General features: G+C 44.5%; 23 protein-coding genes. 17 read left to right on the forward strand and 6 right to left on the reverse strand.

What is annotated here, in order from left to right; genetic code table 11:
* Window positions 1–13 precede the first annotated feature (13 nt).
* The 7 genes from GVN20_RS00260 (at window position 14) to GVN20_RS00290 (ending at window position 10,737) form a co-directional block, all read left to right on the forward strand.
* Window positions 14–1,003: a sensor histidine kinase gene (locus GVN20_RS00260; protein ID WP_206023168.1), complete on the forward strand. Its 990-nt coding sequence runs from the start codon at window positions 14–16 to the stop codon at window positions 1,001–1,003.
* Between the two features lie 28 nt (window positions 1,004–1,031).
* On the forward strand, window positions 1,032–1,790 hold the full coding sequence (locus tag GVN20_RS00265; protein ID WP_166556426.1) for a LytTR family DNA-binding domain-containing protein: 759 nt from the start codon (window positions 1,032–1,034) through the stop codon (window positions 1,788–1,790).
* A gap of 117 nt (window positions 1,791–1,907) precedes the next feature.
* Complete coding sequence (locus GVN20_RS00270; RefSeq protein WP_166556427.1) at window positions 1,908–3,305, forward strand: DUF3500 domain-containing protein; 1,398 nt, start codon at window positions 1,908–1,910, stop codon at window positions 3,303–3,305.
* A gap of 25 nt (window positions 3,306–3,330) precedes the next feature.
* Window positions 3,331–4,503: a HupE/UreJ family protein gene (locus tag GVN20_RS00275; RefSeq protein WP_229598931.1), complete on the forward strand. Its 1,173-nt coding sequence runs from the start codon at window positions 3,331–3,333 to the stop codon at window positions 4,501–4,503.
* Window positions 4,504–4,613: 110 nt separating this feature from the next.
* On the forward strand, window positions 4,614–7,979 hold the full coding sequence (locus GVN20_RS00280) for a DUF1553 domain-containing protein (RefSeq protein ID WP_229598932.1): 3,366 nt from the start codon (window positions 4,614–4,616) through the stop codon (window positions 7,977–7,979).
* A complete protein-coding gene (locus GVN20_RS00285; RefSeq protein ID WP_166556429.1) occupies window positions 7,976–9,436 on the forward strand; it encodes a DUF1501 domain-containing protein in 1,461 nt (486 codons plus the stop codon). Before GVN20_RS00280 ends, GVN20_RS00285 begins: the two co-directional genes overlap by 4 nt.
* A gap of 137 nt (window positions 9,437–9,573) precedes the next feature.
* Window positions 9,574–10,737, forward strand: coding sequence for a hypothetical protein (locus GVN20_RS00290; protein ID WP_166556430.1), 1,164 nt, complete (start codon window positions 9,574–9,576; stop codon window positions 10,735–10,737).
* Window positions 10,738–10,803: 66 nt separating this feature from the next.
* Here the strand turns inward: GVN20_RS00290 and ftsY are convergent, their stop codons facing one another.
* From ftsY to rpmG, 3 genes are all read right to left on the reverse strand, one after another.
* Complete coding sequence (ftsY, locus tag GVN20_RS00295) at window positions 10,804–11,760, reverse strand: signal recognition particle-docking protein FtsY (protein ID WP_166557251.1); 957 nt, start codon at window positions 11,758–11,760, stop codon at window positions 10,804–10,806.
* A gap of 175 nt (window positions 11,761–11,935) precedes the next feature.
* On the reverse strand, window positions 11,936–12,088 hold the full coding sequence (locus GVN20_RS00300; RefSeq protein ID WP_013927273.1) for a DUF4295 domain-containing protein: 153 nt from the start codon (window positions 12,086–12,088) through the stop codon (window positions 11,936–11,938).
* Between the two features lie 84 nt (window positions 12,089–12,172).
* Window positions 12,173–12,355 carry a 50S ribosomal protein L33 gene (gene rpmG / locus GVN20_RS00305; protein ID WP_114068027.1) on the reverse strand — a complete coding sequence of 61 codons (183 nt, stop codon included), beginning with the start codon at window positions 12,353–12,355 and terminating at the stop codon, window positions 12,173–12,175.
* Window positions 12,356–12,475: 120 nt separating this feature from the next.
* Between rpmG and GVN20_RS00310 the strand changes: the two genes are divergently transcribed.
* The 10 genes from GVN20_RS00310 (at window position 12,476) to GVN20_RS00355 (ending at window position 22,926) form a co-directional block, all read left to right on the forward strand.
* A complete protein-coding gene (locus GVN20_RS00310) occupies window positions 12,476–13,510 on the forward strand; it encodes a cell wall metabolism sensor histidine kinase WalK (protein ID WP_166556431.1) in 1,035 nt (344 codons plus the stop codon).
* A 161-nt stretch (window positions 13,511–13,671) separates the two neighbouring features.
* On the forward strand, window positions 13,672–14,745 hold the full coding sequence (locus GVN20_RS00315) for an NAD-dependent epimerase/dehydratase family protein (protein WP_166556432.1): 1,074 nt from the start codon (window positions 13,672–13,674) through the stop codon (window positions 14,743–14,745).
* Between the two features lie 53 nt (window positions 14,746–14,798).
* On the forward strand, window positions 14,799–15,740 hold the full coding sequence (locus GVN20_RS00320; RefSeq protein WP_166556433.1) for a glycosyltransferase: 942 nt from the start codon (window positions 14,799–14,801) through the stop codon (window positions 15,738–15,740).
* A gap of 39 nt (window positions 15,741–15,779) precedes the next feature.
* Window positions 15,780–17,384 (forward strand): glycosyltransferase family 39 protein, encoded by a 1,605-nt coding sequence (locus tag GVN20_RS00325; protein WP_166556434.1) that lies wholly within the window; start codon window positions 15,780–15,782, stop codon window positions 17,382–17,384.
* Window positions 17,385–17,464: 80 nt separating this feature from the next.
* Window positions 17,465–18,346: a class I SAM-dependent methyltransferase gene (locus GVN20_RS00330; RefSeq protein ID WP_166556435.1), complete on the forward strand. Its 882-nt coding sequence runs from the start codon at window positions 17,465–17,467 to the stop codon at window positions 18,344–18,346.
* Between the two features lie 85 nt (window positions 18,347–18,431).
* Complete coding sequence (locus tag GVN20_RS00335; protein ID WP_166556436.1) at window positions 18,432–19,367, forward strand: hypothetical protein; 936 nt, start codon at window positions 18,432–18,434, stop codon at window positions 19,365–19,367.
* A 108-nt stretch (window positions 19,368–19,475) separates the two neighbouring features.
* Window positions 19,476–20,318, forward strand: a complete 843-nt coding sequence (locus GVN20_RS00340; RefSeq protein ID WP_166556437.1) for a phytanoyl-CoA dioxygenase family protein — start codon at window positions 19,476–19,478, stop codon at window positions 20,316–20,318.
* Window positions 20,315–21,286 (forward strand): glycosyltransferase family 2 protein, encoded by a 972-nt coding sequence (locus GVN20_RS00345; protein ID WP_166556438.1) that lies wholly within the window; start codon window positions 20,315–20,317, stop codon window positions 21,284–21,286. The genes GVN20_RS00340 and GVN20_RS00345 overlap by 4 nt, the downstream gene beginning before the upstream one ends.
* The gene (locus GVN20_RS00350; protein ID WP_166556439.1) at window positions 21,283–22,098 is read left to right on the forward strand and encodes a glycosyltransferase; all 816 of its coding nucleotides are present in this window, start codon (window positions 21,283–21,285) and stop codon (window positions 22,096–22,098) included. Before GVN20_RS00345 ends, GVN20_RS00350 begins: the two co-directional genes overlap by 4 nt.
* Before the next feature lie 84 nt (window positions 22,099–22,182).
* A complete protein-coding gene (locus tag GVN20_RS00355; protein ID WP_166556440.1) occupies window positions 22,183–22,926 on the forward strand; it encodes a glycosyltransferase family 2 protein in 744 nt (247 codons plus the stop codon).
* Window positions 22,927–22,934: 8 nt separating this feature from the next.
* On the opposite strand, the gene GVN20_RS00360 is transcribed toward GVN20_RS00355, so the two are convergent.
* The 3 genes from GVN20_RS00360 to GVN20_RS00370 form a co-directional block, all read right to left on the reverse strand.
* Window positions 22,935–24,791, reverse strand: coding sequence for a hypothetical protein (locus GVN20_RS00360; protein ID WP_166556441.1), 1,857 nt, complete (start codon window positions 24,789–24,791; stop codon window positions 22,935–22,937).
* 37 nt (window positions 24,792–24,828) lie between these two features.
* Window positions 24,829–26,295: a TonB-dependent receptor gene (locus GVN20_RS00365; RefSeq protein WP_166556442.1), complete on the reverse strand. Its 1,467-nt coding sequence runs from the start codon at window positions 26,293–26,295 to the stop codon at window positions 24,829–24,831.
* A 139-nt stretch (window positions 26,296–26,434) separates the two neighbouring features.
* The gene (locus GVN20_RS00370; protein ID WP_147277111.1) at window positions 26,435–26,653 is read right to left on the reverse strand and encodes a hypothetical protein; all 219 of its coding nucleotides are present in this window, start codon (window positions 26,651–26,653) and stop codon (window positions 26,435–26,437) included.
* Window positions 26,654–26,656: the final 3 nt, after the last annotated feature.

Below are 26,656 nucleotides of genomic sequence, written 5' to 3' on the forward strand. Positions count from 1 at the left end.
CAAAATGTACCCAATGGCTAAAAATACAGCTTTGAAACGATTCGTGTGGGGAGTATCGCTGTTTGTGGCGGTGTTTGTCAATTTTCCCATTATTGTTCTGAACTTACCTCGACTGTCTAAGCCTATTGTACAGTTGGATATTGTTCTTCAAGTTGTTATAAGTTTTATCTACGCCTTGGTTTTTATCCGATGGATTTACCAAGCTACTAAACGAAACGACTCTCTTACAAAACAATGGGTCGGGGCGATATTGATGCTAATTGTTTACTGTGTGGTACTAACGTTGGCAAATACATTTATCATAGGGCTACCTCTCAAAACTGCGTCAACGGTAGTGACGCGGGGAGGATTGATGGCGATGATTACGTATTTTTTTAGCCGTTTTATGACTGAAACGGAGAAGAAAAATGAAATATTAGTCGAGAACGAACAACTCAAGCACGAGAATCTGCTGGTGCAACTCACTTCGCTTAAAAACCAACTCAATCCTCATTTTTTATTCAACTCGCTCAATACCCTCAGTTGGTTGATTAACGAAGACAAAGCCAAAAGCCAACTTTATCTCCAAAAACTTTCGCAGGTGTTGCGGTATTCACTGAGTATGCAGGAGCAATCGTTGGTATCCCTAAAAGAAGAACTAGCGCTGGTAGAAAGCTATATTTTTCTGCTCCAAATGCGTTTTGGGGAAAATCTGAACGTCAGCAAAAAGGTGAAAACGTTGGAAGGATTCCAAATTCCTCCCCTTTCGCTTCAGTTATTAATCGAAAATGCCATTAAGCACAACATCATCTCCACAGCCAATCCGTTGGAGGTTAGCATTGAGTTACAACTTGATGACAAAACGATTTTGGTTCGTAACTCGCTCAATATCAAGGCTAATTCGGCAGGGACAGGCATTGGCTTGGCTAACCTTAATCAGCGTTTTAAGCTGTTGACCAATCGTGAAATTGAGATTAAACAAAATGATACATCGTTCTGGGTGGTGTTGCCATTAATAGCCTAAGAATTTGGAGATTTTCAACCCGAAGTAAATGATAAAAATAGTGATTGTTGAAGATGAGCTCGCTGCCGCAAGTCAACTAAAATTTCTGTTGCAGGAACTTGGGATAAAGCACCAAATCAGTGCAATTATTGAAACCGTTGAGGAGGGTATAAAATGGTTTACGTCAAACGAAAGTCCTGACCTGATTTTCTCGGACATTCAACTCGCGGATGGGATTTCATTTGAGATTTATGAGCAGATTCAACTACAAACACCTATTATTTTCACTACCGCTTTTGACGAATACGCCATTCGGGCCTTTAAGCTCAACAGTATTGACTATCTACTCAAACCGATTGATGAAGATTCGCTTCGTTTTGCACTAGAAAAACACCAAAACCAGCAGTTAGTAAAGCAAGAAATCCTCAAAGAACTCCTCAAACAACAGGCGTTTGTACCCAAAAATTATCGTAAAAGCTTTTTGATAAAATACCGAGACAAATTACTGCCTATCAAAACCAACGAATTTGCCTTTTTTTTCATTGATAATGGCTTGGTTTTTGGCCAACTCCACGACGGTAAAAAATACATCATGGATTTTAAACTCGAAGACCTCGAAAATCAACTCGACCCTATTGATTTTATAAGAGCAAATCGTCAGTATATTCTTTCGAGGAAATGTATTGTTGAAATCGAATCGTATTTCAATAGTAGGGTCAATGTAAAGGTACATCCGGCGGCGTCGTTTTCGGTTATCATAAGCAAAGAAAAAGTGACGTTTTTTAAAAAGTGGTTTGAAGAACACTAAAAACGACGATTCACCTGCGGTTTTTTCCGATTCACTTCCAAAACATCTCATTGGCTCAACACCTAAGCACTTTTGAGCGTCATAACTGTTGTAAGTAACCATTAAAACTACCTTATTATGAAAGTAAATAACTTTCTCGCAGGTGTTGTGCTCAGTACAACTTTTCTCATCATTGCCTGCAACAAAACTGATGACACGGGCGTTACGCCAACCACCACTGCCGCAGTTAGTGCGTTGAGTTGTTCGTCGGCTACGTTTTCGGCTACCGCTACTGCAAGCGCAGCCTACACAGGTACGGCTACCGTACCCTATACGGGTGGGAACGGTGCCGCCTACTCCACGGGAACCGCCATTGCGTCTACGGGTGTAACGGGCCTAACCGCTACCTTAGCCGCTGGTACTTTGGCTTCTGGGGTGGGTTCGGCTACTTTTGCCATCACAGGTACACCGTCGGCCGCAGGCACGGCATCGTTTGCGATTTCATTAGGCGGGCAGTCGTGTACATTAGCGCTGACGGTCAATGCTGCAAGTACTTCAACGGGTGGAACAGCTTGGTCGGTAGATACCGACATTGCGAAAATTGTAGCGGCTGCCGAAGCTTTCAAAGCAACACTTGGGTCGAGTCAGGTATCTTCGGCTCAATATAGCTATACCGTAGCTCAGGCAAAACTCTGGAGTAATTTGCCTCAATCGTTGTACAAAGGACGCGTAGGTTTGGCTTCAAGCACGTTTTCTGCGGCTCAATGGACGGCATTTTATAACCTTTTGAAAGCCGCAACGGGAACAGGAGCCAATGAGGGCAACGAAGAATATGCGGGCATTATCGACGCCGACGATTATCTCAGAGCCAATGGTGGCGACAGCGGTTATGGTTCGGGCAATTATTATATCGGCTTCCTTGGCACGCCAAGCACAACAGGACTGTGGTGTTTGCAAATCGGAGGTCACCACGGTACCATCATTTATACCTACAATGGTGGCAAAATGACGGGCGGAACGCCTTCTTTTCGTTCGACCGAACCTTATCCAACTTGGGTTTCGACCAATACTAGCAAAACTGTACAGCCTTTGGTGCAGGAAACGGCTGCCTTTGCCAATTTCTTGAAAAGCCTTAGTGCATCGGAATTAACGACGGCCAAACGGGCGGCAGCTCAAAATGATATCATCGTAGGGCCTCAAAAAGATGGTAGTTTTCCCACTACTAAATCAGGCGTAAAAGCAGGAAACCTTACCAGTACTCAAAAAGACCTGTTATTAGCAGCCATCAAAACTTACGTGGACGATTTGGACGACAAAGCAGCGGCAGCGGTTTTGGCAAAGTATAAGTCTGAATTGGATGAAACCTACGTATCTTACTACGGAGGAACAACCATGGCCGAAAAAGGCGATTACATCTTGATTGATGGCCCAAGCGTATGGATTGAATGGTCAATGCAAAGCGGTATTATCATCAGAAACGGAGTACACCCTCACTCAGTTTGGAGAGATAGAAAAGCAGATTATGGTGGAAATTAAAATCAGATTTTGGATAGTAATAACGATGGCAGCGTTCCAAACGCTGCCATCGTTCGCCCATCCCATGCCCAACTCTATGGTGGTACTCAATATCCACGAAAAATACATTTCGGGGGAAATAATGCTTCCACTGAGTGAGTTACAATCTGCGATTGGAATGGGGGTCAATGATAATTCATCTCGTTTGGTAGAGCGCTTAGGCGATTCGCTTCGGATTTATCTGACACAGCACATTCGCCCTAAGAGTTTTGAAGGGAAGCCCTGGGCTTTAAAACTGGGAGAAATGAAGGTTATCGAGAGTACAGACCAACTTGTAGGCCAATACAAAGAATTGGTGGTAGCATTTGAAATGACTCCGCCTCTGAATTATGACCTTCGGAATTTTTATTTCGATTATGACGTGATTTTGCACCAAGTAGCCAGTCATCGTGCTTTAATTCATGTCAAACAAGACTGGGCGCAGGGACTGGTTAGAGAAGATACCACTACCCAACAAGTGGGGGTTATTGAATGGGATATTGTAAACGGGAAACTATCACCTTTCCAAGTTAGTTTGCAACAGGGAAGCCTCTGGAAAGGCTTCCAAAACATGGTGAAACTAGGCATAGAACACATTGCTGAAGGTACCGACCATATACTTTTTGTACTTACCTTACTGTTGCCAGCTATGCTCGCTGCCGATGGTCGCCGATGGGGTAAGTTTAGTGGATTGAAGCCGAGTTTGGGCCATCTCCTCAAGATTATTACCGCCTTTACCATTGGGCATTCGCTCACATTGCTGCTGGGCTCGGTACAATGGCTCCATTTTCCGAGTAAGCCCATTGAAGTGTTGATTGCCTTTACGATTTTGGTTTCGGCTTTTCATGCTTTGCGTCCTATTTACCCAAAATGGGAGGTTCTGATGGCAGGCGCTTTTGGGGTAATTCACGGCTTGGCTTTTGCCCAAACATTGACAAACCTAGAACTGTCTGCCAAACAAATGATTTTGAGTATTTTTGGGTTTAATGTAGGCATCGAGTTCATGCAGTTATTTATCATTTTGCTTGTTTTTCCTGTTTTGCTCTTACTTTCTAAAACCCGTTATTATGCAATTTTTAGGCAAGTGGGTGCCGTATTGATGCTACTCATGGCGTTGGCTTGGATGATAGAACGAATACAGGAAAAGCCTAATTTTATCACAGCGTGGATTGCTGGATAAATTTCGTAAGGTTATAACACTTTAAATTTTTCGCGCTTTTTTAAGTACTTTTACTTTAGTGATAACTTTTTATAATAAGTGGTTTTAAGGACCCTCTCATTATTGTAAAAATGGAAAAAAGAGCTTTCTATCATTGGAGTTTTGGGATTGTAATAATGGCGTTGGTAGGCGCTTGTGGTGGCAATATTGAAATACCGCAGGACGTCGAAAAAGCGGCGGCGAACTTGCCCGAAAAATTGGACTATAACTTACATGTCAAGCCTATTCTGTCAGACCGCTGTTTTGCGTGTCATGGTCCTGATAAGAATAAACAAAAAGCTGATTTGCGTTTGGATATTGCCGACGCTGCCTACGACAAAGAATGCGAAAGCGGCCTAAAAGCCATTGTGGCGGGCAATCCTGCCAAAAGCGACTTAGTGCATCGTATTTTGTCAGAAGACCCTGAATATGTGATGCCTGAGCCTGCTTCTCACCTGACGCTGTCGGTAGAAGAGAAAGCCATCCTTATCAAATGGATTGAGCAAGGGGCGGAGTATAAACCGCACTGGTCATTTGTAGCTCCTGTTAAGCCAGCGTTGCCAAAAGTTAAAAATGAAGGTTGGGTCAAAAATGACATTGACCGATTTATCCTTAAAAAATTAGAAGATAAAAATCTGACTGGCAACCCCGAAGCGCCCAAAACCACCCTGCTCCGACGCGTTTATCTGGATTTAATCGGGTTGCCCCCAACGCCCGAACAAGTCGAAGCCTTTGTAAAAGATACGTCTCCCAATGCTTACGAAAAAGTCGTTAATGAATTATTGAAAAACCCGCATTTTGGTGAGCACCAAGCCGTCGACTGGCTCGACGTGGCGCGCTATGCCGATACTCACGGTTATCAGGACGATGGTCTGCGCACCATGTGGCCTTACCGCGATTGGGTCATTAAGGCCTTCAATCGAAACCTAGCGTTTGACCGCTTTGTGACTTGGCAATTGGCAGGGGATATGTTGCCCAACCCACAAAAAGAACATCTGATAGCTACGGCCTTCAACCGCAATCATCAGCAGAGTCAGGAGGGAGGAATTGTACCACAAGAATATTTTGTAGAATACGTAGCCGACCGCACCAATACCTTCGGAAAGGCGTTTTTGGGACTGACGGTCGAATGCGCGCGTTGTCACGACCACAAATACGACCCTATCAGTCAGAAAGATTACTATTCATTGTTTGCGTTTTTCAATAACAACAATGAATACGGTCAAATCCCCTACAACGGTGAGCCTAGCCCAAGCATTACTCTTCCTAAACCTGCAACGGAAAGACAACTGCGATTTATCAAAGAGAAGCTTTCTATCGTTGAAAAAACGCAGTTACAAAATGCATCGGCCCTTCGTCAGCGGTTTGAAAAATGGTTAGCTAAGTCTGTACAAGCACCGCTAATTGCGCCCAAAACGGCTTTGATGATTGATGTGCCGTTTGACTCCATGACGGTGCGCCCAGCGGGAGAAAAGAAAGACAAAAGACGGCCAATATTTACAAACTTGGCCAATGATACCCTCAATTTTGAAACCAACGGAGACTTGGATTTTCTGCCCGTCCGAATCAAAAGCCCACGCGGAAAAGGCGTACGCTTGGTGGGAGAGAGCTATATGCAAATGCGCGGTATCAACGGTTGGGGTCAATACAAAGAAGTGCCGACCATTTCGGGCTTTTTTGAACGAAACCAACCTTTTACCGTCGGTTTGTGGGTGGGTATCACTGACCCTAAATTCAAAGGCCCCCTCTTTAACCGCAATTTAGGGCCGTTCAACGGCTTTCGAGGCTACGAATGTGAGCGTTTGGAAGACGGGCGGCTAGCGTTTCGTTTGAGCAATGTTTGGCCCGACAATGCCATTGATTTTGAAACTGACTACGTGCTCAAAGCCAATCGTTGGGCGCATCTTACCATGACTTACGATGGTTCAAGCAAAGCCAATGGCCTGAAAGTATATATCAACGGAAAACGAGCCACGGGTCGGGTCATGTCGGATGGACTGCGGGAAAGTATGCTTTGGGGGAAAAATCATACCAATTGGGGAGCCGGCGCACCTAATTTTTCCATCGGCCAACGCCACGATTATAACTACAAAGGCTACGCGGTGGATGAACTCAAGGTCTTTGCCCGTGAGCTAACACCACTGGAAGTTCACAGTGTGATTGGCCAAAAAGATTTTGTGAAAATTGCCCTTCAAACTCCAAACGAGAAGCGAACCGATTTTCAAAAAGAGGGTCTTTTTGAGTATTTCGTTACCAACATAGATACCGAAAATCAGAAGCTGCTGTCTGAGCGCAAGCAATTATTGGCGCAAGAAACGGATTTGCTCAATAAAGAGATTGACGTGATGGTGATGCGCGAACGCAAATACCCTCGCAAAGCGCATATTCTGAAACGAGGAGCCTACGACGCCGTTGACCAAGAAGTGACGGCGGATACGCCTGACCAATTTTTTAAAATTCCGAAAGAATTACCACGCAACCGCCTAGGGTTAGCTCAATGGCTGACCCACGAAGGAAATCCGCTTTTTGCGCGCGTAATGGTGAATCGAATGTGGCAACGGTATTTTGGAAAGGGGCTAGTGGTGTCGGCGGAAGATTTTGGTAATCAGGGAGATTTACCCACACACCTCGAGTTGTTGGATTATTTGGCGGTCAAATTCAGAAATTCTGGCGGCCCGTCGCACGGCGGCCCGTCGCACGGCTGGAATTATAAGCTGCTGCAAAAGGAAATTGTCATGTCGGCCACCTATCGGCAGTCTTCAGTGGCTAAACCTGAATTATTGGAGTTAGACCCCAATAATTTATTATACGCCCGAGGTCCAAGTTACCGTATTTCGGCCGAACAAGTGCGGGATGCTGCTTTGGCAGCAAGCGGCTTATTGAGTCCTCACATCGGCGGCCCAAGTGTGCACCCTTACCAACCCGATGGTATTTGGGAGGCGTTAGCTACGCGGAATGCAGTACAATATATTCAGAATCATGGTGATACGCTGTATCGACGAAGTATGTATACCATTTGGAAGCGTAGCTCTCCACCGCCAATGATGCTTAATTTCGATGCTTCTGAGCGCCATTTTTGCAGTGTAAAGCGCCAAAAAACGAGTACGCCTCTGCAGGCGCTGGTCACGCTTAACGACCCCCAGTTTGTAGAAGCTGCCAGGGTATTAGCGCAGCAGAGTCTACTGTTAAACAAAGGTGCAGATAGTAAATCTCAGGCTGTCACTCGCATTTTTATGGCCCTTACGTCCCGTCCGCCGCGAGCGGGTGAGTTGGCAGCCATGACGCAGTTGTACAATGAAGAATATCAGGATTTTCTGAAAAACCCTAAGCGCGCAGATGAGCTATTGAAAGTAGGTGAATATCCCGTGGATATGTCCCTTAATAAACAGGAATTGGCAGCCATGACCATCGTGGCGAGTACCGTAATGAATTTTGATGAGTTTGTGATAAAGAGATGAAAAACGCACTGGAAGAATTCGAACAACATACCCACGACCAACTCAGTCGTCGGAATTTTTTGTCGCGTACCAGCATTGGCTTAGGGGCGGCGGCTTTTTCGTCGTTGTTGGGAACAAATCAAGCGCAGGCTGCGACTGGTCCTGGGGGAGCTTTGGGGAAACCACATTTTCCTCCTAAGGTAAAACGCGTCATTTATCTGCACCAAAGCGGCGCGCCTTCGCAGTTGGAACTGTTTGATTATAAGCCCAAACTGGAACAAATGTGGGGCAAAGACCTGCCCGAGTCTGTTCGGAAAGGCCAACGCCTCACGGGCATGACTGCCGGGCAAAGTAGCTTTCCGTTGGCGGCATCGTATTATAAATTTGCCCAACACGGCCAAAGCAAAATGTGGGTTAGTGAGTTGTTGCCTTATATTTCTAAAGTCACCGATGAGGCCACTTTTATCCGTTCCATGCATACCGAGGCCATCAACCACGACCCCGCCATTACGTTTTTTCAAACGGGGAGTCAGCAGGGCGGAAGGCCTTCTTTTGGCTCTTGGGTAAGTTATGGCTTGGGTTCAGACAACCAGAATCTGCCTTCGTTTGTGGTATTGCTGTCCAAAGGGCGCGGTGGTGATCAGCCATTATATGCTAAATTGTGGTCAAATGGTTTTCTGCCTTCCGTGCATCAGGGCGTCGTGTTTCGCTCAGGGCCCGACCCAGTCTTTTACCTAAACAATCCTGCAGGTATCGACCGCATGAGCCGCCGACGGATGTTGGATTATTTGGCAAAAATGCATCAGGAACAATACAAACAGATTCTTGACCCCGAAATCAACAGCCGCATGGCGCAGTACGAAATGGCCTATCGGATGCAAACGGCTGTACCCGAAACAATGGATATATCCAAAGAGCCCGACTATATTTTTGATATGTACGGTCCCGAAGCCAAAAAAGCGGGGACGTTTGCTGCTAACTGCCTGTTGGCGCGAAAACTGGCCGAGAAAGGCGTGAAATTCATTCAGCTCTATCATCAGGGATGGGACCAACACGGCAATCTCCCTAATGACATTAAAACCATGGCTAAGTCGGTCGACCAACCTTCGGCAGCGTTGGTGATGGACTTGAAACAGCGTGGTTTGTTGGATGATACCCTCGTTATTTGGGGCGGCGAGTTTGGTCGAGGCTCTTATTCGCAGGGGAAACTCACCAAAGAAAACTACGGCCGCGATCACCACCCGCGTTGCTTTACCATTTGGATGGCGGGAGCAGGGGTGAAAAAGGGCTACATTCATGGAGAAACCGACGATTTTAGTTATAATATTGTACGTGACCCAGTCCACGTACATGATTTTCAGGCCACGGTCATGCACTTGTTGGGAATTGACCATGAGCAGCTTACGTTCAAGTCGCAAGGCCGACGCTACCGCCTGACCGATGTACACGGAAAAGTTGTGAAACCTATTTTGGCGTAACTTTCTCACGCTCAAATGTCAAAAAGCACAGGGGTGATTCTTGTGCTTTTTTTAACATTTTTTTAGACGTTTAGGAGTCAATAATTTTTTCAAACGGGCGTTGTTAGAGTGAACTATCCACTCTAATCTTACACGCCATGAAACACAGCTTTACATTAGGCCTTCTGTTACTTTTTACTGCGGCCTTTGCCCAAACCGAAAAAGGAAATTCTTTTATTTCCGGCAATATTTCAACGGGGTATTCTTCAAATATCTACCCTAAGAATACTTCTAATACATCCGGTACCTTTTCACTTTCCTCGGGAATTTCCTACGGAAAGTTTATTAAAGATGATGTTCTATGGCGTATCGGAGTATCTGAAACCTTTAGTAGGAACTACTGGAAAAATAATAATTCAAAACTTTCTAACCCTTATGGCTCACTTTCACTTAATTCGAGCGGGCTTTATTTTTTTGGGAAAGAGCGTTGGCGAGGGTTTGTAGGAGGGGGGCTTAGTATTTCTGGAAGCTTTTTTAACATTAAGCAAAGCGTTGATGGTAAACAGGAGCTGATCTCTAAAGAACGAAATTTTTCAATTCAACCTCTTTTTGAAGCCGGTGCACTTTATTTTTTTAATAAACATTTAGCTATCCAACTATCAACTACCTCCAATACCTTTCCTCTCAACAGCTATGGTTTTTCTACGGGATTACTTTACTGGATTAAGCCTACTTCGTTTGAGGCTGAGACCAAAGAGCTGTCTATTTTAAATAAAGGGGGATGGACTTTGGGTGCAGGTTTTGATGTGGATACGCGTCGATTAAGAAATAATCTTTCTAACCAATCCTCGAATCCAATGCAAACTGGTGAAAGTGAGACGAATATATCTCTGCAGGTAGGAAAGTTTATCAAGAATAGAACGATGATTGGAGTAAGAATGGGATATAGTAAAAATTATTCTGAAGTCACTTCTACGCCCCAAATTCTCACTAAAAGAAGTATGTATCGAGTAGGTGTTTTTAGGAAGAAATATCTTTTTACTACGCGTCTTACCCCTTATTGGGAAGTTGAGCTCAACTATATACGCAATAATCAAGAACAAAAAGATGCTTCTAATTTTTCAACTACTCACTTTAATACCTTCGAACTCCGACCCAATATAGGGTTGGCCTATTTGATCAGTAACCATTTTTTAGTGGAAACCCAGTTGGCTGACCTATTGGTCAGTTATGGTACCCAGGCCAATTCAGAGTATAAAAACTGGAGCGCAAACCTAAGCGGCGGCCTTCGACCCAATCTACGTTTATCCTACGTATTCTAACAAAAAACAGAGCAGGCACCCGTGAGTGCCTGCTCTGTTTTTACTATTATATTTGCGGGCTATTGCTTATTTTTTAAACAACGAATCTACAAATTGAGCGCGGTCAAATACCTGTAAATCATCCATTTTTTCGCCTACTCCGATGTATTTGACAGGGATTTTGAACTCGTCCGAAATTCCGATTACTACGCCACCTTTGGCCGTGCCGTCTAGTTTGGTAATGGCTAAGGCCGTTACGTCGGTGGCTTTGGTAAACTCACGGGCCTGAATAACGGCATTTTGGCCCGTACTTCCATCCAGGACCAACAGCACTTCATGCGGTGCTTCGGGCAGCAACTTCTGCATGACGCGTTTGATTTTTGACAGCTCGTTCATCAAATTGACTTTGGTGTGAAGGCGACCTGCTGTGTCAATGATGACTACATCGGCGTTCATTTCCACGCCTTTTTTTACGGCATCGTGCGCCACGGCGGCAGGGTCGGTGTTCATGCCGTGGTCAATGACCAATACTCCCGCGCGCTGACCCCAAGTTTTGAGTTGGTCCACAGCGGCCGCTCGAAAGGTATCTCCCGCGCCTAAAACTACTTTTTTGCCGCGTTTTGTAAATTGATGGGCGAGCTTACCGATGGTGGTGGTTTTGCCCGCGCCGTTTACACCTACGACCATAATGACGTATGGTTTTGGCAAGTTTTCGGTCTCAAAACTGTCTTTAAAATCCAGCGATTTATTTTCTGTCAGTAAAGTGGCGATTTCGTCACGCAGGATACTGTCAAGTTCTGAGGTGCCAGTGTATTTATCGCGCGCTACGCGCTCTTCAATTCGCTTTATAATCTTGACCGTTGTACCCACGCCCACGTCAGAACTGATCAGAATATCTTCCAATTCATCGAGTACGTCTTCATCAACGGTAGATTTCCCTACAATTGCCCGGCTGATTTTTCCAAAGATACTTTCCTTAGATTTTTCCAGTCCTTTATCAAGCGATTCTTTTTTCTCTTTAGAGAAGAAATCAAATAAACCCATAGTACGTAGCGGCCCGTGCGGCAGTTTATAGTTTACGGCCAACAACGCTCGGCAGAATAAATAAATTCGGAGGGTTGCTGGAGAACACACAAATAGAAAACGCACAAATATAAAAACAAAAAAAGTCCCTTATCGGGACTTTATCAAATATCGTTATGGTAACAGAGGTTGCGGACTAGTTTTTCAACGCAGCCTGTACTTCGTCGGTAGGAACGATAACCTCCTTAAATGTGTAAGCGCCAGTCTTTGGTGATTTAATTGCTTGAATCACTTTGGCGTAAGTCTTACCACCTTCTTTTTTCAGGGTTGCAACTACTTTCTTTGCCATTGTTGTATAAGTTAAAATTGTTAATTGTTAACGGTCAGTCAGTTAACAGCACTTGTTGACTATTAACGATGAACAAATAACGAATTATTTAATTTCTTTATGAACCGTTACTTTTTTCAAATACGGATTGTATTTCTTAAACTCCATACGTCCTGGAGTATTTTTGCGGTTCTTAGTTGTGATGTAACGTGACATCCCTGGAACGCCCGATTCTTTCTGCGCTGTGCATTCCAAAATTACTTGTATTCTGTTACCTTTCTTTGCCATTGCTTTACGTCAAATTTGAAAACGGAGTGCAAAGTTACAGATAGTCAAGCAGAAGACAAAATAATTTCTTAAAATTTCAGCAAAAATATTTATCTACCTTTGCGCTGAAAATCATTCATTATGCGTATCAACCCGCGTATCACCGCTTTATTGTTGGCTTTGGCTATTTCAGGCATCACAGTGGCCTTCCTTTCGTTTGTCAGCGGCACCACCCTGAGCATGCTTTTTGTGTCGGGAGTTGCTGGTTTTTTTGGGGCATTTTTTCTGATTTTATACGCTATTGAGATTTTGGTGTACCGCGAAGTCACCAAAATGCACGAAACCATTCAGCGCCTTAAATTGAAGGACTTTAGTTTTCCCCGTAAAAACATTGTCAGTGACCCCAATCCCCTCAAAAAACTGAATCAGGAGATTTTTGTCTATGTGGCCCGCAAACAGCAGGAAATAGATGAATTGAAGAAAATGGAGGTTTTTAGGCGGGAGTTTCTGGCCGATGTTTCGCACGAGCTGAAAACCCCCATTTTTGCCGCCCAGGGGTTCATTCATACCTTATTGGACGGGGCAATGGATGATGAGAAAGTGCGGGATAAATTTCTGCAAAAAGCTGCTAAAAGTTTAGACGGACTGGATGCCTTGGTCAAAGATTTGGTGGCGCTTTCACAAATGGAAACGGGCGAAATCAGAATGCGCAAAGACCGCGTCGATTTGCGGTTAATTACCCTAGAAGTGTGCGAGCAGCTCGAAAACAAGGCCAATCAGCGGAATACAGTTCTTAAAATAAAACCCGACCGAATGCTGCATGTGTGGGTAAAAGCAGACCCGCAGCGGATAAGCCAGGTAATGACAAACCTCATCGAAAATGCCATTAAATACGGAAATGACAATGGCAAGGTAATTGTACATTTTGAGGAAGATAAAAAACATTTTCTCGTAACCGTGCGTGACAATGGCCCGGGGATTCCGCCCGAACATTTGTCGCGGATTTTTGAGCGATTTTATCGGGTAGACAAAAGTCGCTCAAAAGAAAAAGGAGGAACTGGCCTGGGATTAGCCATCGTAAAGCATATAATTAACGCTCACGGTTCAAAAATTACGGTTACGAGTAAGATAGATAAAGGAACCACGTTTACGTTTAAATTAGACAAAGCGGATTGATTCAAAGACACTATTTATCCTATTCATAAACATGGTCTCTAGATGTATGACTTATTTTACGGATTAGGCTGATTGAACTTTTTTGACTTATTTTACGCCCTTAATTCAAGAAAAATAGAAATTTTCCAATATTAATCACACTTCAAAAAGACGATTCTTCTATGAACATTGCACTTGTCACCGGTTCGGCCGGATTGATTGGGAGCGAATCTGTCGCTTTTTTTGCTGATAAATTTGACCTCGTGATTGGGGTAGATAACAATTTACGTCAATATTTCTTTGGGCAAGACGGAAACACCGAATGGAATCGAAATCGTTTGCAAGAGGGTTTTGCCAATTATAAACATTACAGCGCTGATATTCGGGAAGTGAGCCAATTGGAGCCTATTTTTAAAGAATACGGCACCGATATTAAGCTTATCGTACACGCAGCGGCGCAACCTAGCCACGACTGGGCGGCTCGCGAGCCGTTTACTGACTTTGGGGTAAATGCCGTAGGTACCCTCAATATGCTCGAAATGACACGTTTGCATAGTCCTGATGCCGTGTTCATCTTTACATCTACCAATAAAGTATACGGAGATAATCCTAACTATCTACCATTGGTAGAATTGGAAACCCGCTGGGAAATTTCGGAAGACCACGTTTATTACAAAAACGGGATTGATGAACACCACAGCCTTGACCATACCAAGCACTCTATCTTTGGCGCCTCCAAAGTAGCGGCGGATATTATGTGTCAGGAATATGGCCGTTATTTTGGCATGAAAGTAGGAGTATTCCGTGGTGGCTGTTTGACGGGCCCGAACCACTCAGGAGCGCAATTGCACGGATTTTTGGCTTACCTTATGAAGTGTACTATTACGGGCAATCCTTACACTATTTTTGGATACAAAGGAAAGCAAGTGCGCGACAACATTCACAGCTACGACTTGGTAAATATGTTCTGGCATTTTTATCAGAACCCACGCCCTGGCGAAGCTTATAATGCAGGTGGCGGGCGTCATGCCAACTGTTCTATGTTGGAGGCCATAGCCATTTGTGAGCAAATTGCGGGCAAAAAATTGACCTATCATTATTCAGAAACCAACCGCATCGGCGATCATATCTGGTACGTGAGTGACTTAACCAAATTTAAGAGTCATTATCCAGGTTGGGATTGGAGTTATAACCTTGAGCAGACATTGGTTCAAATTCACGATGGTATTGCTGCTCGTTTGGCAATGCCTGCGTAATTGTTATCGGGTAACTACAGCTTATGCTCGATAGATAACTGATAACGAAAGAAATGACCCCAAAATACGTCATACTCATACCACAATACAACGATTGGGAGGCGCTAAACCTGCTCATCGAGCGCATTAATCAAGACGTAGCGACCGACACACTGGCCGCTACGTCTTTGGTTATAGTGGATGACTGTTCGAGTCAGGAAATGGGAAAAATAGCGCCTTTTGCTGGACAAAAAGTCCAAATCGTGCGGCTGTATCGTAACCTAGGCCATCAGCGGGCCATTACTATCGGGTTGTCTTACATTGCCAAAGAGCTACCCTGCGAGAAGGTCATTGTCATGGATGCCGATGGCGAAGACGCGCCCAAGGATATTAATGCCTTAGTAAAGGCTTCTGAAAAATGGCCCGACAAAGTCATTTTTGCGCAGCGGACTAAGCGGCAGGAAAGTTTTCTTTTTAGGTTCTTTTATGGTATTTATAAGTTCATTTTCAGGCAATTGACTGGAAAAGTGATTACGTTTGGTAATTTTTCACTTATCCCCCAGCGTCGCCTACAAAACTTAGTGCGCGTATCCGAAATCTGGAATAATTTTCCGGGGGGTATCATTCGTTCCCGGATTCCGTACGAAGCAATACCCACCGAGCGAGGAAAACGCTTGGCTGGCGAAAGCAAAATGAATTTTGTGTCGCTGGTATTGCACGGATTAAGTACGGTATCGGTTTTAATTGATGTAGCGGCGGTCCGGATATTGATATTTTCCATTGGAATGTCCCTGGTGGCGCTGTTCATTATTTTTGTGGTATTATTTTTGAAATGGATGGATCATGCTACTCCCGGCTGGGCGTCTACGCTGAGTTCGGCATTGCTGATTGTGGTGTTGCAATCTTTTCTGATTTCATTGTTTTTAGTTTTTATGGTACTGCAATACCGTACCCAACAGCAATTTATCCCCGTACTTCAGTACCGTGATTTTATTGAAAAAGTGGAAGAATTGTAAACGAATTAATACGAGTCATAACTTGGTAAAAAACAGTAAGTGATAAGCTTCGATGATTTCCCTGTAGTTTATTTTGCACTGGGCTATGCATTGGCCGCTGGAGTCGTATTGCTTTTTTTTCTTCGAAAGAATATCTCCTTTTTTTCTACATTACTACTGATTCTTAGTGCTTTTTTGGTGGTATTGATGCGTCTGCCGATTCTGCTTTTTAATCAGGAAATCAATCCAGATGAGAGTCAAATTATTGCCCATGCCATTACCCTAAGCCAGTATCCAACTTATTGGGAATCAGTGGATGGAACGACCATTGGCCCTATCAATAACTATATGCTTTTGATTCCTGCCTTTTTGGGGCTGGGTTTTGATTATACGGCTATTCGATTGTTGGGTTTGGTCTGGGTTATTGGGAGTTTGTGGTTTTTCTACCAATGTGTCAAAAACTTTTTTGATGCACCCACGGCCCAGTTGAGTCTTCTTCCCCCCTTGTTTTTTCTTGCGTTTACCCAAGACCCCGATTTTGTACACTATTCGAGTGAACAATTGCCGCTTTTTTTGCTGAATGTTGCGTTGTGGAGCATATCAAAAATACATGCGGTTCGCTCAAACGGTTTTGCAGGTATTTTTTTGCTGGGAGTAGTACTGGGATTGAACCCTTTTGCTAAGATACAGGTAGTGCCGCAGGTGGCGGTAATAGGCCTTTGGGCGGTGATAAGCCTTTATCAACATAAACACTTTTTGAAGTCGGTGTTAGTCTTGATCGCGGGTGGTTTGGCGGTGCCCGTTTTTATTATTGCATTAGCCGGACTATTGGGGGTGTTGGATGATTTGTGGGACTATTACGTGCTCGGAAACCTCATCTACGCGGGAGGTAGCTCATTGGTTGAGTCCATTTTTCGATTGCCCTCCTTTTTTGCGAAAAGTACCGACTTCTTATTATATCTAGGAAGTCTAGGACTGATTATTGTGCTTAGTTTTTTTCAAAAAGACAAACGGCTTTCTGCCTCCAATCAACTAGGAGCCTTTGTTGTATTGTGGTTGATGGCGGCGCTGTATGCGGCTACAAAAACGGGCAATGACTTTGTCCATTATCTTAATCTCTGTATTTACCCATTGGCGCTTTTAGGAGCCTTATTCATTTATAAGAGCCAAAAAAATGGTTCACTTGTGCCAGTAGCCGCTTTGGCGGTATTGATTCCATTTCTTGTGAGTTTTGGTTTGAAAGCGATTCAGCATAGTCCACTCAATGTGTATGTTTCAGGAAATGACCATCGAGTGCCAGTGAGTGCTGTTTCTAAGCTAATTCTTAAATATGCTCAACCCACAGACCGTTTGGTGGTTTGGGGTTGGATGTGTCGGTACCACGTCGAAACCCAAATGCCACAGGGAACGGCCGAGAATCACTCCGAACGGTCTATTTATCCGCACCCATTGCGCCAAAAATATTACCAACGTTATTTGAATGACCTGAAAAAAAACCATCCCAAAGTGTTTGTGGATGCAGTTGGAAATAGTTTATGGCTCAATGATCGCCCCACGCAGGCGCATGAGGCGTTTGCTGAATTAAACGATTTTATAAGAAAGAACTATCGTTTCGTAGGGGAGGTAGAAAGTACACGCGTCTACATACGGAATACCGAACAATAAATTTGAAAATGTTAACCGCTGACTTATGCGCTAACTTTATGAAAGTTACGCTAATTTTGAATTTTGAATAGTAATACATAATGACACATAATCAATTCCTCGAATTGCTGGTTTCCCCAAAAACAGGAGAACCGCTGAAAGTAGCCGACAATGGCTTATCTCTTACCGCTCCCGATGGCACTATTTATCCAGTATTGGATTCGGGAATTGTAGACATGGTTCATCCTCGCGAATTGTTTGAAGACGATGCCCGCGAGCAATATCTGTACGACCAAGCCTATCAGCGCTATGACCGTGGTGTATCGTGGGTGTTTGAAACCCTCAATCACTCCGACGAAGCCGCTACGCGTGAGTTTATGATTGGTTTGATGGGGCTTAAACCTGGGCAAACGGTGCTGGAAGTAGGAGCGGGAACGGGCAAAGATTCAGCTTTGATTATCGACCAAATTAGCCCCGGTGGAACGGCGGTGTTGTCAGATTTGTCGCCCAATATGTTGCGTCTGGCTACGCAAAAACTGCAACCAAAAGACGTAGATGTTCATTTTTTTCTAGGAAATGGCTCTTATTTGCCTTTTGCCGACGGAACCTTTGACTCGGTATTTCACTTTGGCGGTATTAACACTTTCTCCGAGCGCAAAAAAGCGTTTGCTGAACTTACGCGCGTGGTGAAAGTAGGAGGGAAGGTGGTTATCGGAGATGAAAGCATGGCTCCGTGGCTGCGCAAAGAACCCACGTACGAGATTCTTTGGAAAGCCAACCCACTCTTCCGGGCAGAAATACCCTACGAAGATTTGCCAGCGACCGTTGAGAATTTCAAGCTTCATTACATTTTTGGAAATTGCTTCTACGTGATGGAATACACCGTAGCTGCCAAAGCGCCTGAAATTGACGTTGAGTTGCCGATTCCTGGCAAAGATTTTATTGACAACTGGCGTATTCGTGCAGAAGGAAGTTCAAAATAAATGTTTTGTCACCCTGAAAGGGTCTAGTGCCTACGGTTGTTAGTTAGATTTTAGGCGCTTTCAGCACGACAAATACCGATAAACTATGTGGCAAAAAAAAGGAGTAATTTATAAACCTGATGGCTCGTTGGCGCACAGTCGCTCGCACGCACAGGTACCGTTTGCATATAAGCATCCCGATTTTTTACGGGTTTATTTTTCCTCACGCGATGATAATGGGTATTCACGTCCAACCTTTATTGATGTTGATTACGACGACCCTACCAAGATATTATACATCCACGACCGCCCGGTACTAGAGCTTGGGGGTCCAGGAGAATACGATGAAACGGGAGCGATGCCCGCGTGGTTTGTCGATATGCCTAATGGCGATATTTGGCTATATTACACTGGCTGGAACCGTACTTGGAACTCCTATCGGCTTTCGATGGGGTTGGCTGTAAGTCATGACGGAGGGCTTTCTTTTACCAAAATGTTTAGAGGACCTATCATGGACCGCAGCATTGAGAATCCGCTGTGGGCAGCTCAACCGTCAGTCATTCGTGAAGACGATGGCACGTGGCGGATGTGGTACATTTCGGGACACAAATGTGAGTACATACACGGATATCCAGAGCCTTATTACCGGGGGCAGTCAGCAACGTCGACCGATGGTATTCACTGGAAAATCAGTGATGTGCCAACCCTAGATTTTGACGATTTTTTACACGCGGTAGGGCGTCCGAGCGTTTTTAAAGAAGACGGAATCTATAAAATGTACTACTCGTACCGTCACACCCGCGATTATCGTATTGATCGTAATCAAAGTTATCGCCTCGGATACGCCGAATCGGTTGATGGAGAGCATTGGGAACGGAAGGATAATTTGGTTGGTATTCATAAATCTGAAAATCCAGAAGATTTTGATTATCAGATGATTGATTATGCAAATTACTATACCCATAATGGCAAGAAGTACTTGCTTTACAATGGTAATGGCTTTGGTGCAGCGGGTTTTGGGTATGCGGTATGGGAAGACTAAACGATTGGAACGATTGTTGTAATTTTACCTTTTGATTTTTGACCAATGTCATTCTTTCAAAAGGAGTTGTGTGTTAGAATTGGGTGTTAAACCAAACAAATAAGTAAAATGGCAACATTAGCAGAACAGTTTCGCCAAGAGGGTTTTTTACTCCTTCGTAATTTCTTAGACAAGAGCGTGGTAGAAAATATTTACCGTGAGGCTCGTGAAATATTTGCCGTTCAAATCAAGCGTGTAACGGGCCGTGTGGTTGATATTGACAATCGTGATGAGTTTGAAAGTGCAATGTTTGAGTTTTTTGAAAAAGACTTTCCCGCTTTTCGCAATACAGGAGTGACGGTTCAACACAGCTTGTCGCTTCACCGTTTTGCGGTCAGCGAAAAAATTACCGATTTACTGAAAGAAGTGGGGATTGAGCAACCCGTCATCGGGGCACGTCCAGCTATGCAATTCAACAGTCGTTTTTTGTCAAAAGATGGTAGCAAACACTGGAAACTCGACGCCCACCAAGACTGGAGAACGGGCCAAGGCTCGCTAGATAGCACTGTTATTTGGTTTCCGATGGTGGATGCTGGCGCCGATTTAGGTGCTTTACAGGTGATTCCTCGCAGTCATAAAACGGGGTTGTTGGAATCAAGCACCTCGGGCTATCAGGGAGGAATTACGGCCGATTTGAAAGACGAAGATTTTGTACAGACCGAGTTTCAGGTAGGAGATTTATTGATTTTCTCGGCTTTTCTGGTACATCAGTCAGGAAATAATATTACCCGCAACATTCGTTGGTCGGTACAACTACGATTCAATAATTTAGCTGAGCCTACTTTTATTGAAAGAGGATACCCAATGGCTTATATTTACAAACCAGAAGCCGAATTGGTCACGCCCAACTTTCCGTCAGTGGCACAATTAGAAACGGTTTTTGCGTCTTCACCAGCCCCGGCAGTACAATGAAAGTAAGTGTCACGATTCTTACGTACAACCAAAAGAATTTCATCGGTAAGGCCATCGACAGCGCCCTTGCTCAGCAGACTGATTTCGATTTTGAAATTTTAGTGGGCGACGATTGCTCAACAGATGGTGCGCAAGAAGTGATTCAAGCATATCAGGACAAATATCCGAACAAAGTAAAGGCTGTTTTGCACTCCAAAAATTTGGGTCAAAATGGCCTTTTCAATACCATAGAAACCCTCAAATTGGCCAAAGGGCGCTACATTGCTCCCATGGATGGCGACGATTACTGGACCGAGCCTTTGAAGCTTCAAAAGCAGGTGGATTTTATGGAAGCTCATCCCGATTTTTCGGCCTGTTTTCACAATGCATTGATTACTTACGAAGATGGAAGCGCGTCTCATGTATTGAATCCGCCTGATCAAAAAACCGTTATTACCGTGGAAGACCTCGTGGGGGAGGATGAAATTTGGTTTATGGCTACCTCCGCCGTGATGTTTAAAAACGGACTTATGCACTATCCTGAATGGTTTTTGCAATCAACCAGTGGGGACATTCCACGCTACGTGATTTTGGCAAAACAGGGGCCAATCGGCTATGTGCCTGGCGTTATGTCGGTATATCGTAAGAACCGAGGCGGTGCTAGTTTTAGGGACCATTATCAGGATGCTCGATTTTTATACAATCGTATTCGGATGTATGAAGGAATCAACAAAGAACTTGGACATCAATACGATGCGTTGCTCAAACGAAACATTGCCCGCTATTATCGTATGTTGTTGGATGCTCGCCAATACCAAAAACGGTATTTCCAACGGGCTGGATTGGCGTTAAAATACCTGTACTTAGGAAAACCCAATAAAGAAACCACAAAAGAGACCATTCGCGACTATATTTTGCCCAAGTGGCTGTTGCAGGTGTATAGCTTTTTTGCGCTGTTGCCCCACCGTTTGAAAGAATCATCTCGATGAAAGTAAGCGTCTGTGTTCCCACCTACAACCACGAAAAATACATTGCTCAGATGCTTGACGGTGCGCTCATGCAGCAAACCGACTTTGCGTTTGAGATTGTCGTCGGCGACGATGCATCTACGGATTCAGCCCCCGCTATTATTGAAGAATACGCCCAGCGTTTTCCCGATAAAATTCGGGCCTATCTTCATCCCCAAAATTTAGGTCCTAAAGACCCTAAAGAATTTGGAGGACGCAACAACGTTCTTTTTTTACTAAAAGCCTGTCGGGGTCAATATGTGGCGCTTTGCGAAGGAGATGACTACTGGACAGACCCGTTTAAGCTTCAAAAACAGGTTGATTTTTTGGAAGCTCATCCTGACTTTGCCATTTGCCACCACGATTTGGAGGTAATTTATGAGGATGGCTCCGAAAGCCATTCATTTAACCCTAAAACACAAAAGTTGATTTCGGGGATTGAAGATTTATTGGAAGACCGTTGGTTTGTAGGTACTGCCAGTTTGATGTATCGCAATTTTTTTCAGGAAGAAGAGTTTGCTGATTGGCACCACCGGGCCGCCGCTGGCGATTGGGCGTTAGTGATTCAATTGGCGGCGCGGGGCGGTATCGGGTATATTCCAGAAGTGATGGGTAACTATCGAAAACACCAAGGTGGTTTAAGTAACGTCCATGCTGTAACTAACGCTTATTTTCTGCGTAATCGCCGCCAAATGTTTGCCGATGTCAATGAATGGCTGTCATATAAATACAATGATACCGTGCAGCAAACGCTCCGAAAATACGACCAGTTAATAGAAGAAATTGGAAATTAAAGCAAAACAAACCAATTTTGCCTTCACCGTCATTAATTTAACAACTACCTAATCGTACCGGCAGCCCGGTCATTCCGCCACTAAATGAAGCTTAGCGTTGTCATTCCCGCCTATAACGAACAGGAATCTTTACCGCAAACGTTGCAGACTCTCTACGCAGCTTTGTCTAAACATGCTGTACCCCATGAGATTTGGGTGACAAATGATAACTCTAAAGACAATACGTTGGAGGTTTTGGCAAATTTGTCAAAAGAAATTCCTACGTTGGTTTACGAAACGAACCCTGGCCCAAATGGGTTTGGTTATGCGGTGCGCTATGGCCTAGAACGTTTTTCGGGCGATTGTGTGGCGGTCTTCATGGCCGACTTATCGGACGACCCCGAAGATTTGGTGAAGTTTTATAAAAAAATGGTGGAGGGGAATTATGACGCCGTGTTTGGAACCCGCTGGGGCAAAGGAGGTAAAGTGTACGATTATCCAATGGTAAAAAAAGTTATCAATCGGATGGCAAATTTTATCATTCGGGTGATAATGGGGGTGAAGTACAACGATACAACCAATGCTTTTAAACTTTATAAAAGAGAAACGATGGAAGGACTGAAACCCTTTCTTTCGGCTCACTTTAACCTAACGGTTGAACTACCGCTCAAAACGATTGTACGAGGCTACTCATTTGCCATCGTTCCCAATAGCTGGACAAACCGAAAATACGGGGAGTCAAAGCTGAAAATCAAAGAAATGGGCAGCCGCTATTTCTTTATTTTGATGTACTGCTTCATTGAAAAGACGTTTTCGCGCGGGGATTATCGCAAAAAAACCCAGAAATAATTTTCTTCTTAGTTTGTTTCTACCCGAATAACCGCTGGTACTGTATCAGTGGTTCCAGTGCCGCATGTATTGTTTACCATCACAACTTTATACTCGGTTGTTGTGCGGGGATTTACCGTGAGTTGATACGGATTGATAAAGGTTCCGTTGATGGTGGTGCCGTCAGAAAGCACAAAGGACCAAGGTGGTAGCCCATTTTTGAACGATACGCGCAGGCGTGCAGCACCTCCAGGACGAATCACAGCTCCGCCCGTCACGAGGGCTTGGGCGGCATTAGGCATCATCACTTGAAGCGTAGTTGGGGTTCCTTCAATGAGTGGGTCGGTAGAAATAACCCGTACCTGTTGTGTTGAAAGTGTGTCTTTCAAGTAGGGCGGTAGAATCTTGGCTCGTAGTGAGCTTGTGCCACCGATGGTAGGTAAATACACCCAACGCCCGCTGGTATCTTTGATTTGTACCAAGAATTTATTGGCGTTGTTGAAACGACCCGTGGTACTGAAAGGAACCGTAATTTCGGTGCCCGAACAAATCGTTTTATCTGATAAATTCCCAGTGGCAATCGTTGGCGGGGGTATTTTTACGTTAACAAACGCCGTCCCCGACAAATCGCCCACGCCGCAAAACCCACCAGCTGAGGTGATTGTGTATGCTGTGGGGTTGAGGGGTGATACTTTTACGGTATAGGGGGTGGTCCGAATGTCATTTTGGTAGGTTCCATCCGAAAGCAAAACAAACCAAGGTCCACCACCGCTGAAATCTAGGGTTAAGTTGGTGGATTCTCCTTCGGCGATTTGAAGCGTGTCACGACGTAAAACGGTTTTGGCAGGGGCCGAAATAGCCACGTCGACGGTGTCGCTCATGATGGTCGGAAAGGTCGAAACAACGCGCAGTTTATAAATCCCTGGCTCTAAGCCTGCGGGTGTTTTGGCCATGATGGGACTTTGCGGAATCAACTCCGAAATATTCTTAAAATTCTGCCCAGTCGTATCGCTCAATTGAACGATAAAACCGTTGCCAGCCTCGTATTTTCCTGTTGCACTGAAATTAATTTGAAAAGGTGTGGCGGTACAAAGCCTAAAACCGACGCGAGGAATGGCCTTGAGGGCAATAACGGGGAGCGTATCCTGACTTACCTGAACTACAACTTCGCCTGAGGTGGTGCCGCTTCCGCAGGTATTATTGACGCTTGTTACTTTAAAAGAACTCGTTTGCTCGGGAGCCACTTGCGCCGTAAACGGATTCACTAACGTATTAGTGACCGTAGTGCCATCAGAAACGGTAAACGACCAAGGAGCAGCGCCCGTGAGCATCACGCGGTAGGAGGCAGCTTGTCCTGGGCCAATTTTGGTATTTGTACTGCCATCTATTAGCTCCATACGGGCGTGAGGCAAGGGCAAAATCGTTAACCGTGTGGGCTTACTAATAATTTCAGGATTGGTAGATACAACTCTAACCAATACACTTCCTGAGCGGTTAGTGGGCAAAGTGACTGCAACAGGCCCTTCTTTGGCTGGCTCAGAAAGGTTGACAAACTTACCCGAAGCATTGGTTATCTGAACAATGAATTTATTGTCTTCTTTAAAAGTCCCTGCGGTTGTAAAAGGAATCAGAACGGGGCTGCCCGGACAAACCGATAGGTAGGAGAGGTCGCCGATACGAACCTCGGTTTTAATCACCGTATCTGGCTTGAAAGTAGTATCACGCTGCAAGCCAATGAGCGTAGGCTTAAGCGTGTCTTTGCGAATCGTATCGGCACGCAAAGCGTTTTGAGTGGACTTCAATTGGCCGATATTTTCACTCCCTGACCACAGCCCCAGACTCGTCCAAGTCACCACGAAACAACTAATAATGAATTTATGATACATACCTCTTCCGATTGACCCGCAAAGTTAAGACAATCTCTTATAAATTTCCCACTGCCTGATGGATGTGTGCTGCTTGTTTGGGTTCAAATACCACGCATGGGAATCCAAACAAACATTTATCTTTAATCATTTGCGCGACTTCGACGGGGACTTTATCTTCCCAGCCTGGTTCGCCGCGTTTGATAAGGTCTAACACACTGTCGGTCGAGATTCGGAGATTATCTTCGTCGAAATCACGAATGTCTTCGATTTTATCGTTGCAAAGTAGGAAGTTAAAAAGGGGTTGTAGATTGGTGGGCAACGCAAAGTTTTGACAGGTTGAAAGTTTTCCATCTTTGAAAGTTGGATAAACAAAGAGTTTAACGTTTCGGCTAAATAAAGTCGAAAACGACTCCAAGATTCCGCCCGGCAGTTTTTGGTAGTAACTTTCTTCAAAAATGTATTCCAAATTAGGAATCCCCAACACCAGTCCGATTTTGAGGCGGGTTGTTTTTGCCAGAAAAGCTACCAAACGATGATATTCGTAGTAGTTTGAAATCAACACGGTTTGTCCCAACGAAATCAGAATATCCACGCGGTCCAGAAAGTCTTTTTCGTTGATGTCCTGATCGCCTCCGCGCAGGTTGTGGAGCGTAAGTTCGGCCACCATGACCACCTTTTTCTCGTCGACGTCGGGTTCTGCCTTAAACTGCTTGAGGCCGTTGCGCAGCATATCTACGTGTACATTGGTGATGGGCCGCAGGCGTCCGCGCAAGAGCAGGATATTTTTCTTGTAAAGTGCTTCCGACGGTTGTAAAACGTGGCCATCAGGGCCAAACATGGCTACTTCGGTAAACCCGTGTTTGACGAGGTAAAGACTCATGAGCCGATTGTCAACTTTTTGAAAATCAGGACCCTGAACGCGAATCATGTCGATTTGGATACGGTCAGGGCTGAGGTCATCCATCAAAGAAATCAAAAGGGTTTCGGGTGATTTATGGTAAAAAAAACAGCCATAAATCAGGTTGACGCCGATGATTCCCAAGGCCTGCTGTTGCAGAATGCTGTCGTTATCAAGCATTTTAATGTGGATAACCACATCGTTGTAGGGAGCGCGGGGAGTAAGCTGAAATCGCAGACCAAGCCAGCCGTGGCCTTCATTGCTTTTTTGGTAATTGAGGGCAACAACGGTATTGGCAAAGGCAAAAAATAAACTGTCGGCACCGCGTTTTTCGGCGAGTCGTTGCTCCACAAGGTCGTACTCGTGTTGAATCATTTTCATCAACCGCGATTCAACCACGTAGCGGCCACTTGGCTCAGGGCCGTAAATTTCATCACTGAATTTCATGTCATAGGCCGACATGGTCTTAGCGATGGTTCCTGAAGCGCCACCTGCTTTAAAAAAATTGGCCGCCGTGTCCTGTCCAGCGCCGATTTCGGCAAAAGAGCCATAAATACGTCGGTCTAAATTGATGCGAAGGGCTTTTTGTTTGGTACCGAGGTTTTTATCGTATTTATTATTCATGAAAAAGTCGTTTGTTGATACCGGTGGGTTTAAAGTTTCCAAGTTTTTTTGTGATAAAAGCCTGAAAATGTAAGTAGCCGTTCCGTATTTACAAAAATACAATAAACTCCTTAATCCGCACCGTACAAACAGACATAAACTACTCTTTGGGTGATGTAAAATAGGCGATGATGGAATAGACTAACCCCACCAAAATGACCCTAAAAAGCCAATTGATAAGTGTATCGCTCACTGAATGTGAGTGTTTATCAACTTCGATAAATGCCAATACACAATAAGCGAGTGTGCATGTCAATAGCCCCCAGCCAACCAAGGAAGATGGTTTAAAAAAGAGCCCTTTTCGAACAAACCAATGCATAAT

It is taken from the genome of Runella sp. CRIBMP (assembly GCF_009905605.1).
Taxonomy (GTDB): Bacteria; Bacteroidota; Bacteroidia; order Cytophagales; family Spirosomataceae; genus Runella.

What these genes read in the sequence shown, in the direction of transcription:
- GVN20_RS00260 (WP_206023168.1), top strand. Translation starts at nt 14, where the DNA reads ATGGCTAAAAATACAGCTTTGAAACGATTCGTGTGGGGAGTATCGCTG.
- GVN20_RS00265 (WP_166556426.1), top strand. Translation starts at nt 1,032, where the DNA reads ATGATAAAAATAGTGATTGTTGAAGATGAGCTCGCTGCCGCAAGTCAA.
- GVN20_RS00270 (WP_166556427.1), top strand. Translation starts at nt 1,908, where the DNA reads ATGAAAGTAAATAACTTTCTCGCAGGTGTTGTGCTCAGTACAACTTTT.
- GVN20_RS00275 (WP_229598931.1), top strand. Translation starts at nt 3,331, where the DNA reads ATGGCAGCGTTCCAAACGCTGCCATCGTTCGCCCATCCCATGCCCAAC.
- GVN20_RS00280 (WP_229598932.1), top strand. Translation starts at nt 4,614, where the DNA reads ATGGAAAAAAGAGCTTTCTATCATTGGAGTTTTGGGATTGTAATAATG.
- GVN20_RS00285 (WP_166556429.1), top strand. Translation starts at nt 7,976, where the DNA reads ATGAAAAACGCACTGGAAGAATTCGAACAACATACCCACGACCAACTC.
- GVN20_RS00290 (WP_166556430.1), top strand. Translation starts at nt 9,574, where the DNA reads ATGAAACACAGCTTTACATTAGGCCTTCTGTTACTTTTTACTGCGGCC.
- ftsY (WP_166557251.1), bottom strand. Translation starts at nt 11,760, where the DNA reads ATGGGTTTATTTGATTTCTTCTCTAAAGAGAAAAAAGAATCGCTTGAT.
- GVN20_RS00300 (WP_013927273.1), bottom strand. Translation starts at nt 12,088, where the DNA reads ATGGCAAAGAAAGTAGTTGCAACCCTGAAAAAAGAAGGTGGTAAGACT.
- rpmG (WP_114068027.1), bottom strand. Translation starts at nt 12,355, where the DNA reads ATGGCAAAGAAAGGTAACAGAATACAAGTAATTTTGGAATGCACAGCG.
- GVN20_RS00310 (WP_166556431.1), top strand. Translation starts at nt 12,476, where the DNA reads ATGCGTATCAACCCGCGTATCACCGCTTTATTGTTGGCTTTGGCTATT.
- GVN20_RS00315 (WP_166556432.1), top strand. Translation starts at nt 13,672, where the DNA reads ATGAACATTGCACTTGTCACCGGTTCGGCCGGATTGATTGGGAGCGAA.
- GVN20_RS00320 (WP_166556433.1), top strand. Translation starts at nt 14,799, where the DNA reads ATGACCCCAAAATACGTCATACTCATACCACAATACAACGATTGGGAG.
- GVN20_RS00330 (WP_166556435.1), top strand. Translation starts at nt 17,465, where the DNA reads ATGACACATAATCAATTCCTCGAATTGCTGGTTTCCCCAAAAACAGGA.
- GVN20_RS00335 (WP_166556436.1), top strand. Translation starts at nt 18,432, where the DNA reads ATGTGGCAAAAAAAAGGAGTAATTTATAAACCTGATGGCTCGTTGGCG.
- GVN20_RS00340 (WP_166556437.1), top strand. Translation starts at nt 19,476, where the DNA reads ATGGCAACATTAGCAGAACAGTTTCGCCAAGAGGGTTTTTTACTCCTT.
- GVN20_RS00345 (WP_166556438.1), top strand. Translation starts at nt 20,315, where the DNA reads ATGAAAGTAAGTGTCACGATTCTTACGTACAACCAAAAGAATTTCATC.
- GVN20_RS00350 (WP_166556439.1), top strand. Translation starts at nt 21,283, where the DNA reads ATGAAAGTAAGCGTCTGTGTTCCCACCTACAACCACGAAAAATACATT.
- GVN20_RS00355 (WP_166556440.1), top strand. Translation starts at nt 22,183, where the DNA reads ATGAAGCTTAGCGTTGTCATTCCCGCCTATAACGAACAGGAATCTTTA.
- GVN20_RS00360 (WP_166556441.1), bottom strand. Translation starts at nt 24,791, where the DNA reads ATGTATCATAAATTCATTATTAGTTGTTTCGTGGTGACTTGGACGAGT.
- GVN20_RS00365 (WP_166556442.1), bottom strand. Translation starts at nt 26,295, where the DNA reads ATGAATAATAAATACGATAAAAACCTCGGTACCAAACAAAAAGCCCTT.
- GVN20_RS00370 (WP_147277111.1), bottom strand. Translation starts at nt 26,653, where the DNA reads ATGCATTGGTTTGTTCGAAAAGGGCTCTTTTTTAAACCATCTTCCTTG.